Source organism: Chloroflexus sp., assembly GCF_034432675.1.
GTDB lineage: Bacteria > Chloroflexota > Chloroflexia > Chloroflexales > Chloroflexaceae > Chloroflexus.
On record NZ_DAOUBI010000051.1, the window covers coordinates 1 to 12,101 of the forward strand.

At 56.0% G+C, this 12,101-nt stretch carries 9 protein-coding genes; 7 read left to right on the plus strand and 2 right to left on the minus strand.

The genetic code is table 11. The annotated features are described in order from the left end of the window. Positions 1–156 precede the first annotated feature (156 nt). The 6 genes from VAE55_RS04275 to VAE55_RS04300 all read left to right on the plus strand — a co-directional run bounded on the left by VAE55_RS04275 (position 157) and on the right by VAE55_RS04300 (position 5,947). On the plus strand, positions 157–675 hold the full coding sequence (locus tag VAE55_RS04275; RefSeq protein WP_322814570.1) for a hypothetical protein: 519 nt from the start codon (positions 157–159) through the stop codon (positions 673–675). 124 nt (positions 676–799) lie between these two features. Next, positions 800–1,078: a transposase family protein gene (locus VAE55_RS19095; protein WP_416181166.1), complete on the plus strand. Its 279-nt coding sequence runs from the start codon at positions 800–802 to the stop codon at positions 1,076–1,078. Positions 1,079–1,425: 347 nt separating this feature from the next. Continuing rightward, entirely contained in the window at positions 1,426–1,944 is a 519-nt protein-coding gene (locus VAE55_RS04285; protein WP_322814572.1) for a Rab family GTPase, read from the plus strand. Then, on the plus strand, positions 1,941–2,648 hold the full coding sequence (locus VAE55_RS04290) for a hypothetical protein (protein ID WP_322814573.1): 708 nt from the start codon (positions 1,941–1,943) through the stop codon (positions 2,646–2,648). The genes VAE55_RS04285 and VAE55_RS04290 overlap by 4 nt, the downstream gene beginning before the upstream one ends. Before the next feature lie 23 nt (positions 2,649–2,671). Continuing rightward, complete coding sequence (locus VAE55_RS04295) at positions 2,672–4,030, plus strand: SH3 domain-containing protein (RefSeq protein WP_322814574.1); 1,359 nt, start codon at positions 2,672–2,674, stop codon at positions 4,028–4,030. 303 nt (positions 4,031–4,333) lie between these two features. After that, entirely contained in the window at positions 4,334–5,947 is a 1,614-nt protein-coding gene (locus VAE55_RS04300; RefSeq protein ID WP_322814575.1) for an ATP-binding protein, read from the plus strand. 404 nt (positions 5,948–6,351) lie between these two features. On the opposite strand, the gene VAE55_RS04305 is transcribed toward VAE55_RS04300, so the two are convergent. Continuing rightward, on the minus strand, positions 6,352–6,510 hold the full coding sequence (locus VAE55_RS04305; protein ID WP_322814576.1) for a hypothetical protein: 159 nt from the start codon (positions 6,508–6,510) through the stop codon (positions 6,352–6,354). A 443-nt stretch (positions 6,511–6,953) separates the two neighbouring features. After that, on the minus strand, positions 6,954–9,422 hold the full coding sequence (gyrA, locus tag VAE55_RS04310) for a DNA gyrase subunit A (protein WP_322814577.1): 2,469 nt from the start codon (positions 9,420–9,422) through the stop codon (positions 6,954–6,956). 160 nt (positions 9,423–9,582) lie between these two features. On the opposite strand from gyrA, the gene VAE55_RS04315 reads away from it, so the two are divergent. Then, positions 9,583–11,664, plus strand: coding sequence for a thioredoxin domain-containing protein (locus tag VAE55_RS04315; protein WP_322814578.1), 2,082 nt, complete (start codon positions 9,583–9,585; stop codon positions 11,662–11,664). The last annotated feature ends 437 nt before the right edge of the window (positions 11,665–12,101 follow it).

Consider the following 12,101-nt stretch of genomic DNA (forward strand, 5'->3'; position numbering starts at 1 on the left):
TGGCTCATTGGGAATCGGCGTGGTATACCGCCAGATATAGCGGTAATTCGCAGGACAAATTGGTAATTTGTCCCACATCTGGCAGTACATCACGGGAATTCCCAGAGAGCCAAAAAACTTTCCCGTCGTCTCCGAGCTGCCCTCAGCCTGATCGGTATGACGCTGGAGGCCTTTGACCGGCTGTTTGATGAGTTCGTCGTCGCCCATGCCCAACGGCTGGCCAACCTGACTGTTACCAAGAGAAAAGGTACGCTGCGTCAACGGGCCGTGGGAGCCGGGGGAAAGCATCGGTACTCCCTGCGCGACCGCTTGCCGATGACCCTCTTCTGGCTGCGGGTGTACACCACCTATGAGGTAATGGGCTTGTTCTACGGGTTGGACAAGACCAACATCGAGGACCATCTCAAAGGCATCCTGACAACGTTGGATACGATGACCACCTTCACCTATGACCGGCCGGGGCCGGAGCGTAAGCAACTCCGTTCGGCTGGGGCGGTGATGGACGCTTTCTCCGACGTGCATCTGGTGATTGATGTCAAGGAGCAACGCATCGAGCGCCCCAAAGCCGGGAAGGATGAGCAGGGCAAGCCCCAAGACCGGCAGAAGCCCTACACTTCAGGGAAGAAAAAGGCCCATACCCTGAAGAACCAAAGTGCGTACGTCCGGATGGGCTGATTGAAGCCGTGTCGAAGCGTGTACCCGGTGGTCAGACCCATACCTGACGTTGCTGCGGTAGACCGACCTGATCGGCCAATTGGAGGAAGGGGAAGCTGCCACGCTGGATAAAGGCTATAATGGCTTGCAAAACGACTATCCCGACAAACGCCTCTATCAACCTTTCAAAGCCCGCCGCAATCATCCCTTGACCGAAGAGCAGAAAGCGTACAATCGCGTTCTGGTGCGCTACCGTATCGTTGTCGAACATATCCTGGCCGGTATGAACCGCTTTCAAGTCCTGCGGCAGGTAGACCGTCATCAGCGTAGTGGACATGGTCGGGTGGTGCGAATTGTGGCTGGCCTGATGCATCGCCGTATCGCCAAGAAGCCTGTGAACGTCTATGCGGCTGCGGGAGCCTAAAGGATGACCGGCCGGACGGTTGGAGAGCCGGCCAGTTTGACAGGAAACCCGCCTTACCCACTATCGCACCATAAGTCTAATTTTAAACTTTCACACATCACTAGCAGAGGACAAACATCTGTATATAGCACACATCATTGCTTATACTCTAATGCTTGCGCATACGAGAAAAATGACAGACCAACAAACATCTGTATATAGTACACATCATTGCTTATACCTATCGTCAGACCAGTCATCCACGTTTAAGTACAAAACTAGCAGTTGACGATCTCCGCACTGTGGATGATAAGTTGTGCTACAATATATATCGTCATTTGGATAATCTCTACTTGTTTTAACAGACTGTGAACCGACTCACCGCCAAAATCTGTTTACTAGGAGAATTCTCGGTTGGTAAAACCAGCCTGATTCGTCGCTTTGTCGAAGGTGTCTTCGACGAGCGCTATTTGAGCACGCTTGGCGTCAAAATCGATCGGCACACCCTGCATTTCGATCAAACCGAAATCAACCTCATCATCTGGGACACAGCCGGTGGTGAGAAGTTTGATCAGGTAGTTCAGAACTATTATCGCGGTGCGGCAGGTGCCATCCTTGTCTGTGATGTAACCCGACCTGAAACGTTACCTGCACTTCACGAATATGCCACAGCTTTTCACTTGGCTAGTCCGCATACCCCATTCGTCATCGCGGCAAATAAGATCGATCTGACCACACAGCGGCGCATTACCAACGAAGAGATTGCGACAGTAACAGAAGCACTTCAAGCTGATTGGATGTTCACCAGTGCTCGCACCAGTGAAGGTGTCAGTGAACTATTCCACACCCTAGGGCGTCGCATCTGGCAGCGAAAGGGGACGGTATGACTGATGAAGTAAACGGGATCAGAACTCCGCAAGAAGAAGCGGAAGAGCTTGAGCGAGTGCGCCAGATCATTCTTGGCTCGAATGCTCGCCAGCCACGTCAGGCTGAGGTTGATCGGCTGCGGGAGATCATCTTTGGCCCGCAAATGGAAGAGTATGCCCGCATGTTTAGCGATCTTCGTCGCCAGCTTGAACATCTCACCGAAGATGTGCGCCAATTGCAAGACCGGTTAGGCGAGGTGGAAAAGAGCGTTCAGCGTCGCTTTGACGCCCTCGAAGTCGAAACCCGGCGGCTCAATGATGAGTTGCGGCGTGAAACTGAGCGTCAGCGCGCTCGCGAGTCGCTGTTGCAACAAGTTGTGGCCCAGGCCCGGCAGCACGAAGCAGCAATTACCGGTCTAGGTGATGGTGTGAGCGAACTGCGTCGCGTGCAGAGTCACCACGATCTTGAAATTCGCTCCGGTCGGGCCGGTCTGGCCGAAACGCGCGATCTGCTCGAACAGCGCACACAGGCACTACGACGCGAAATTCGCAGTACCGAAGATGCGCTACGGGCTGAGCTGCGGCGGATCGCTGACCGCCTGGATAATCAGAAGACTGACCGCAAAGCGCTGGCCAGTATGCTGATTGAAATTGCCACCCGGCTGGAAACCGGAAGTACGGTCGCCGGTTTGCTCGATGGCCTCTCCTCTGCCAAAGATGAATAGGCAGACTGGTAGTACGAGCGATTATGGCTATCGATCCACAAAAGAGTCGCGAGATTGAAGAACTACGACGTGTCCTGCTGAAGCCGGAGGCGCTAGTAGACCGGATTAGTCCGGTCATTGCCAACATTCTGGCTGAGCAGATTACAACATCAAAAGATGAGATCGCTCGTGCACTGGCACCGGCCATTGGCGAGGCTATCCGCCAGCAAGTCTACAAGGCGCGTGAAGATATTATTGATGCGCTCTACCCGGTGATCGGGGCGATGATCGCCAGGGCGGCAACCGAAGCAATCCGCGATCTGGCCTCGCAGATCGACACACGTATTCGCACCGGCCCCCTACTGATGCTCGACCCCGGCTACTGGCAGGCACGCGCCCAGGGTATTTCTGCCGGTGAGTATGCGCTGCGCAGCCAGTTACCGTTTTCGGTACAGGAAGTCTTTCTCATCCAACGCGATTCCGGCATTTTGATCTGTCATCTTGCCGCGCCGGGTATCCCGGCTGCTGATCGCGATCTGGTCAGTGGCATGCTCACCGCTATTCGCGACTTTGCCCGTGATGCACTGGGTGAAGGTGATGAGCTTGGCGCCATCAGTTATGAGTCACGTCAGATCGTGATTGCAAGTGGGAGTGCCGCTTACCTGGCAGCCGTGATCACCGGCGTTGAACCGCGAGGCTTCCGCGAAGAATTACGGCAGACGCTGGTGGCGATCCACGAAGGACGCTATGACCGTCTCCGCAATTTTGCCGGTGATGATGAAGATCTGGTTAGTGAGATCGAAGCCCTGATTCGTGAACGTATATCGCTGGCTACTATTCAGGTTGATCGTAGCCGCCCACAAAACACCTTTATTCAGCGAGCAGTCCTGGTCTTTCTGCTGTTGATCGCTCTCTCACCCCTCTTTCTTTGTGGCTGGTGGGTGATGAGTGTTGAGGCTCGCATGGCAACGCTCTTTACACCGACGGCGACGCCGACGCCGACGCCAACCGCGACCGCAACGCCGACGGCTACCCCAACTGCAACGCCGACGCCGACGCCGACGCCAACCGCAACGGCAACGCCAACGGCTACCCCAACCCGTACTCCAACCCCGACGATCACACCCACACCAACCGTGACACCGATTCCATACGATGGTGTGATGACGGGGAACGTGTATTTATACAGCTTCCCAGATGAGGCGAGCGAGCGTAGCCCAATCGTAGCACCGCGAAATGCGCCTGTTATCGTATTGGCGCAATATGGCGATTGGTACCAGGTGCGGGTTGATGTTCGGATCGATCAACAGGCTGTCCAACTCATCGGTTGGGTTCCGTCGCGATGGGTAGGATTAGTGCGGCCAATTCCGCCATCGCTTGTAACTCCTTTCCCACGCCCCTGAGTTGTAGATATCAAGATATATTAAGAACCTATCCGAAGAATCGCTTCTGAGACACTTTTCGTAGGGCGAAATGCCATCTCACCCCACTTCTCGGATGGCTCTAAGGATAAGCAGATGAAGCTAATCACAGGTTTAATCATAAACGACGGGAGAGTCTTCTGGCACCTGCTGTTCGCTCTGCCCTAGCCCGGCATCACGACAGAATGGTCGCCGTGAGCGAGTGTCTGAACTATCAATTCGGCAGGTGGATGAAACTTTGACCGGTGGCGACCTGACACATAACAGCCACAAGTGAGGTAGACGATGTTGTTATCGGTTGAACAACGGGTATTAATCGAAACTGGAAATGCGTATGTCGTGGTCGATCCCGATCTGCGCATCCAGAGTGCCGGTGGCATGCTGGCCCTGATTGGCGGCAAGCCACCGGTTGGGGTGCATTTAATCGATTTATTGCCAGAATTATTCGGTAATGAAATGGCACTGGTCGAGATATTGCATGGCGAACGGGATCGCCTTCACTTGACGTTGATCAACCGCCAGATGCCAGATGGTTCTACCCTCTACATCGATCTCTTGACGATCCCTCTTACTGATAAGGATGGGCGGATCACCGGCCTGATCCAGATCGTGACCGATACGACCCAACGCAGCGTTATCGAACAACTACGCTCCCAACAGCGGAATGAATTACAGTTGCTGAAAGATCGGCTGCAACGGCAGAATGTTGAGCTGGCCCGCATTAATGCCAGTTTGCTCAAAACCACCAAGATCAAGGACGAGTTTCTGGCCAGTATGAGCCATGAAATACGCACCCCGCTCACGGCCATTTTGGGCATGGTAGACCTGCTGCGTGCACAGTTGGTCGGCCCATTGAGTGATGAGCAGATGGGGGCGATTAATGGCATTAAAAAAGGTAGTCAGCATCTGCTCTCGCTCATCAATGACTATCTTGATATTGCCAAAGTTGAAGCGGGTCGGATGGAGCTAGACCTGACGCCGGTTTCAGTCCAAGATGTCTGCATGTCTTTGCGCTCACTGGTGGCAGACCTTGTCAGACGCGCTAATCTGTCATTGATCTTCGACATTGATCCTGCGGTTCAGGTCATTCTGGCTGATGAACGACGGCTGCGCCAGATTTTGATTAATCTGCTCTCGAATGCCATCAAGTTCACCCCAGCCGGTGGTAAGGTGGGGCTAGAGGTACGTGGTGAGCCAGAACGGGGAGCGGTGCGCTTTACAGTATGGGACACCGGGATAGGGATTTCGGCTGAAGATGCTGTGCGCTTATTTGAGCCATTCCAGCAGATCGAGAGTGAACGGCAGAAAGAGGTGACCGGTAGCGGTCTGGGGCTGGCGCTGGTGGCCAAACTGGTTCGCCTTCACGGTGGCAGTGTTCGCGTCGAAAGTGAAGTGGGAGTTGGGAGTCGTTTTCACGTCACGCTGCCCTGGGAACCGGACGAGCAATATCGCTTTCTGGAACAACTCGATCAGCAAGAGCGGGAGGAAGATGCTCACCCAACCGAGTTGCCTGCCGCCTCGCCACGGGCCGGTAATCGCCCACTCCTGATGGTTGAAGATGATGTTGCCAGTGCTACCTTGATTGCCGACTACCTGCGCCGCTGTGGGTATCGGGTGGTGCATGTCGAGTCAGGTGAAGAGGCCCTGGCCTATATTCAGGGTGAATTGCCGTGTTTAATCCTCCTCGATGTCCGCCTGCGCACGATGAGCGGTTTTGAAGTGATGCAGCACTTACGTAATCAGGTAGCCACTCGTGATTTGCCGATTTTGGTCTTAACGGCGCTGGCTATGCCCGGCGACCGTGAACGGTGTCTCGAAGCCGGAGCTGATGAATACCTTGCTAAACCGATTCGTTTACGGCTACTCGCCGAACGGATTGCCGCGTTGCTTGAACGCTAGGGTGTAAGTAGCAAATCTTCGTTGACATTGATGGGATAGGTGCATCACTGTTGAGACAACCTATCACTGTTCATCAGTCCAGTGATAGGATTTGCCTCGCTCTGAGGAGTGGCTTCCTGCTTACGCTCGTCCATTACCTGTGCCACTGTCACGTGACGAGTGCGAAAGTGATCTGAACACCTGCGACACAACCCGCGCCATCGCTTACATGCAGGCAGTGCATCACGGATGGGCAAGCCAGACGGACGTGCGATGCCCGCACGTCGTCCCTGTGACCGGTGGGAAAACTGCTGCGTCCCACCCCTGATCGTGAGCACGGCTAGTGCGGAAGGCACGCTTCCGCACTCCAAACTACGTGCCACGGGCAACCCGGCCTGGAACCTATGCATTACCCATACCTGGTGTCAACCACGTGCGTATCGGCTGGTATGATCGCTATTGTTGCTGTTTTGGGCGACCGACTCGGTGCCAGTGCGCCGCTCCAGCCGTGCCGGCACGTGCTGGATGGATTGCCGTACCCACTCGTCATGCGCGTGTCGCGCAGTTTGGAGTGCGGCAGCCATGCTGCCGCGTCAGCCGCGCTCACGATCCGGCGCGTAGCATACGGTTACCCATCCGGGTCACGGAGGTGCTGAATGTGCTCGTACCGCTCATCGAGTCGGTCAGGCATGTATGCGATACCTGCGCGTAGACGTTTGGTTGTACCAGGTTCGTACCTGCGCACCAGCAGCCACGGCCAGTACCTGACGGTAGTGGCGATGATGCCTGCACACGGGCTGGAATCCCGCGCCACGGGGAGCACATGCAGCCTGACCTAACGTAGCGCGACATGTGGGTAATGCATAGGGCCTGGAACGAGGACTATCGGCATGTGATCCCATGGCGTGCGCAGCAGAAACGCTGGTGCTGCGCCGCCACGCCCAGGAGCGGTGTCGGCGTGAGCGGTGGATAATGCGCTGCGACCACGATGACACCAGATTTGATTCCAGTATTTTGTCCCCTGCCCCTACGACAACGGATCGATCAATGTCGGTGTAAAGCCGTTACCGTTCTCTTCCGGGTCTTCCACCGATAGCGCAGCCACCCGATCACCGGTCGCCACATTGACAATGGTCACCCCCTGCGTGGCCCGACCCAGGCGTGAGATCTCGCTGGCACTGGTGCGCAACACCATCCCACCGGTAGTAATAAAGGTGAGTAGCGAATGCTCACGGACAACTGCCGCAGCAGCAACTTCGTCAAGATCGTTGCGCAGTTTGATGGTTATCACGCCACCGGTAGCCCGACCTTTGACCGGATATTCAGAAAGTGCCGTGCGCTTTCCTATCCCGCGCGCAGTGACAACCAGCAGATCGGCCCCCTCTTCAGCCAGATCCATACTGACAACGCGATCACCGTCTGCCAGATTAATCCCGATCACGCCGGTTGCCGGTCGACCCATTGGCCGCACTTCGCTCTGCTCGAAACGCAGTGTCTGACCACGAGCCGTTGTCAGCAAGATGTCTTCGTGGCCGTGGCTGACCCGAACCCAACCTAGCACATCACCCTCTTCCAGCCCAATCGCAATCAAGCCGTTCGAGCGTACCTGACTATACTCACGCAACTGTGTACGCTTGATCTTACCGCGCACCGTCGCCATCACCAGATACTCGGCGTCAAACTCGCGCACGGCCAGCATTGACGTCACCTGTTCACCTGGTTCGAGCGAAATTAGGTTCACCAGCGGCAGCCCCTTTGCCGTGCGGGAACTATCGGGCACTTCGTGCGCCTTCAGTTGATAGACCTTGCCGCGGTCGGTGAAGAAGAGCAGGTTATCAAGCGAATTGCACGTCAACAGGTGGCGCACAATATCCTGTTCTCTGGTCAGCATACCCTTGATACCCCGACCTCCACGACGCTGGGTGCGGTAGACATCAGGCAACTGACGCTTGATATAGCCACGGTCGGTCAAAGTAATCATCACCCGCACATCGGGGATCAGGTCTTCGTCGCTCACTTCACCGGTAACATCAGGAATAATGCGGGTGCGTCGCGGATCGCCATATTTTTCTTTCAGGCGAACAAGGTCTTGCTGGATAAGGTGCAACACCTTGCGCGGATTGGCCAGAATATCTTCCAGCTCGGCGATCAGCTTGATCACCTCCCGATATTCATCTTCGATCTTCTTACGTTCAAGCGCAGCCAGACGGCGCAACTGAAGATCGAGGATAGCCTGGGCCTGACGCTCGGTAAGCGAAAAATTACTCATCAGGTTATTGCGGGCGCTCTCGGCAGTTCGCGAGTCGCGGATGGTCTGAATGACGGCGTCCAGGTTATCGAGTGCAATCTTCAAGCCCTCCAGGATGTGGGCACGTTCACGGGCACGAGCCAGATCAAACTCGGTTCGGCGGCGAATAACCTCTTGCCGGTGGGTGATGTACTCTTGCAAGAGGCGTTTGAGGGTCAAGACGCGAGGCTGGCGACCGTGCTCAACCAATGCCAGCATATTGATCCCGAAGGTCGTCTGCATTTGGGTGTGCTTGTAGAGCGCATTGAGCACCTTCTTTGGTTGGGCATCTTGCTTCAAGAGGATCACCAACCGCATCCCAGTGCGGTCGCTCTCATCACGCACATCGCGAATACCCTCGATCTTGCGATCTTTAACCAGCTCGGCAATTCGCTCTTGTAAACGCGCCTTGTTGACCTGATACGGCAATTCGGTGACGACGATCATAAAGGCACCGCGCCCGGCCTCTTCGATATGGGTCTTGGCGCGCAGCGTAATCTGCCCACGCCCGGTACTGTACGCAGCTAAAATCCCCTCGGTGCCCAGAATCAGGCCGGCAGTTGGAAAATCAGGGCCGGGGATAATCTTCATCAGCTCCTCAACCGTGGCCTCCGGGTGTTCGATCAGATAGCTGATCGCATCGCAGAGTTCGCCGAGGTTGTGCGGTGGAATGTTGGTTGCCATACCAACCGCAATCCCGGAAGCACCGTTGAGCAGCAGATTGGGCAGAATGGCAGGGAGCACGACCGGCTCGCGGTAGCTGCCATCGAAGTTATCACGAAAATCGACGGTATCTTTCTCAATCTCACTGAGCAACTCTTCGGCAATTGGCGCCAGGCGCGCTTCGGTGTAGCGCATCGCTGCGGGCGGATCACCATCGATGGAACCGAAGTTACCCTGGCCATCGATCAGAGGATACCGCATACTCCAGGGCTGAGCCATACGGGCCAGCGCATCGTAGACGGCACTGTCGCCGTGGGGATGCATTTTACCGAGCACATCGCCCACGATACGGGCACTCTTTTTGTATGGCTGATTACTGCGAAAGCCCATGTCCCACATGCCGTAGAGAATACGGCGCTGCACCGGCTTCAAGCCATCACGCGCATCCGGGAGCGCACGTGAGACGATGACGCTCATCGCGTAGCTGAGATAGGCCGTCCGCATCTCATTGGTGATGTTGACGGGCCGGACGATACCGATTTCCATTTGTTACTCCGTTAGGTCGGTTTTAGCGCATTATTATGCGATGTTTGCTATTTCGTATTATACCCGATCCAGGCGTTTCTGTCTAATAAAATGAAACGTTTGTTCGTTTACGAGTGTGTTACAATTGAGCGGGAACATCTATCGAAAACAAGGAGGCAGCATGAACGCTGGGTCACGTCCACTGAACCGGCTGGCATACGAAGCCAGTCCGTATCTCCAACAGCACGCCGATAATCCAGTTGATTGGTATCCGTGGGGTGAAGAGGCTCTCGAACGCGCCCGGCGTGAGGATAAGCCCATTCTAGTCAGTATCGGGTATGCTGCCTGTCACTGGTGCCACGTGATGGCCCACGAGAGTTTTGCCGACCCGGAAGTGGCGGCTGTTCAGAATGAGTATTTCATCAATATCAAGGTCGACCGCGAGGAGCGTCCCGATCTTGACAATATCTATATGGCGGCAGCGCAGGCGCTGACTGGGCGAGGCGGCTGGCCGCTCAATGTGTTTTGTCTGCCTGATGGAACACCGTTCTTCGCCGGTACCTATTTTCCACCCGATGCCAAAGCCGCTCGCTACCGGATGCCCGGTTGGCGGCAGGTGCTGCTCTCGGTAGCCGAGGCGTATAAAACCCGACGAGCGGATGTGACCGCTTCCGCACACGAGCTGCTCGAACATATCAAGTTGCTCACCCGACCGTTGCCTGAAACCCTTCCCCTCGACGAAGAATTGCTGATGGCGGCAGCAGCCCAGATCGGGCGTGAATTCGATCCGCAGTATGGCGGGTTTGGCGATGCGCCAAAGTTTCCGCAGCCGGTCGTACTAGAGTTTTTGCTGCGCACCCATCTACGCGGTGATGTACAGGCGCTCCCAATGCTTCAGCAGACGCTTGAGCAGATGGCGCGGGGTGGGATGTACGATCAGGTCGGCGGAGGCTTCCACCGCTACAGTGTCGATGAGCGCTGGCTGGTGCCCCATTTCGAGAAGATGCTCTACGATAATGCCCTGCTGGCTGAGGTCTACCATCTGGCGGCCCAGGTCACCGGTGATACCTTCCTCGCCCGTATTGCCGATGAGACGTTCACCTACATGCTACGCGATCTGCGCCATCCTGATGGGGCGTTCTTTAGCAGTGAGGATGCTGACAGTTTGCCGACACCCGGTGCATCTCACGCCGAAGAGGGGGCGTTCTACATCTGGACGCCCGATGAATTGCGAGCAGCGCTGGGCGATGATGCGGTGCTGGTTGGCGCCTACTACGGGGTGACGCGCCAAGGTAATTTTGAAGGACGTTCGATCCTGCACGTACCCCGACCGGCCGCTGCCGTTGCCGCAATGCTAGGCGTGTCGGTAGAACGGCTTGAAGCGACCGTTGCCCGTGCCCGCCCAATCCTGCGCACCTTGCGCGAGCGACGACCCCGCCCGTTCCGTGATGAGAAGGTGATTACGGCATGGAATGCGATGGCGATCCGTGCGCTGGCAGTGGCAAGTTCTCGTGTGCCGGCGTACCTGGATGCAGCGCGGCAGTGTGCTGATTTCCTGCTGACCAACCTTCGGCGTGATGATGGCCGGTTGCTGCGAAGCTGGAAGGATGGGCGGCCAGGACCGGCGGCGTTTCTCGATGATTATGCCCTGTTCTGCGATGCCCTGATCGAACTCCATGCTGCCGACGGCGATACCCGCTATCTGGCTACCGCCATTGATCTGGCCAATGTGATGATCGATCTGTTTTGGGATGATCAGGCCGGCATGTTTTTCGATACCGGTCGAGATCAACCTGCCCTGGTTACCCGTCCACGTGATTTGAGTGATAATGCAACACCGTCCGGTTCATCGGCGGCCACAGTTGCCCTGCTGCGGCTCTACGCTATCACCGGGCACGAGAGGTATGAAACGCTGGCTATGCAGACGCTGCAACAGACAACACCTCTGCTCAAGCGATTTCCGTTGGGATTTGGGCGTATGCTGTGTGCGGCCGATCTAGCGCTGGGGCCGCGGCGAGAGCTGGCAATTATCGGCCCGCCCGATCATCCGGTGACGCAGGCAATGCTGGCAGTAGCGCGATCTGTGTATCGTCCCCGGCTGGTCATTGCACGAGCCACGCCCGACGATCCGGTCGTCACGCTCAGCCCACTCCTGCACGACCGCCCGATGGTTGATGGGCAGCCGACCGCTTATCTCTGCGAGCAGTTTGCCTGCCAGATGCCGGTTACGACGCCAGAGGCACTTCAGGCGCAGTTGGGATGAGTAGGAGATAGAAGATAGGGGATAGGAGGTAGAAGATAGGGGATAGGAAACCTCGTGTGGCAATGTGAACGGGCACATGCACCGTTCGTAGGGATGTGTAGGGGCAGGTTCTGAACCCGCCCCTACACGAATCACGCAGGTGATTCTCCCGGATTGTTGTGAATAGGACCGATAATCACAGATCACCGCATCCCTGGCGCCAGGACGTGATACACAGAATCGCTCAAGATTGGAAAACAGCGCAGGCATGACACGCTAGAGCTTATTTCATAAAAGCTGTGCTGTTGTGCTACCGACATATCACACAGTATCATGGACGCTTGCCAATCACCAAAGCCAGTATATCCTGCTCTCAGTCTGCCAGTATGGAAGCGAGGAGTACTGATGACCATCTCCAGTGCCATCACTCGCTGGACCGGTTGCCTTGCCCGCACGTC

What these genes read in the sequence shown, in the direction of transcription:
- VAE55_RS04295 (WP_322814574.1), top strand. Translation starts at nt 2,672, where the DNA reads ATGGCTATCGATCCACAAAAGAGTCGCGAGATTGAAGAACTACGACGT.
- VAE55_RS04300 (WP_322814575.1), top strand. Translation starts at nt 4,334, where the DNA reads ATGTTGTTATCGGTTGAACAACGGGTATTAATCGAAACTGGAAATGCG.
- VAE55_RS04305 (WP_322814576.1), bottom strand. Translation starts at nt 6,510, where the DNA reads ATGGCTGCCGCACTCCAAACTGCGCGACACGCGCATGACGAGTGGGTA.
- VAE55_RS04275 (WP_322814570.1), top strand. Translation starts at nt 157, where the DNA reads ATGACGCTGGAGGCCTTTGACCGGCTGTTTGATGAGTTCGTCGTCGCC.
- gyrA (WP_322814577.1), bottom strand. Translation starts at nt 9,422, where the DNA reads ATGGAAATCGGTATCGTCCGGCCCGTCAACATCACCAATGAGATGCGG.
- VAE55_RS04315 (WP_322814578.1), top strand. Translation starts at nt 9,583, where the DNA reads ATGAACGCTGGGTCACGTCCACTGAACCGGCTGGCATACGAAGCCAGT.
- VAE55_RS04290 (WP_322814573.1), top strand. Translation starts at nt 1,941, where the DNA reads ATGACTGATGAAGTAAACGGGATCAGAACTCCGCAAGAAGAAGCGGAA.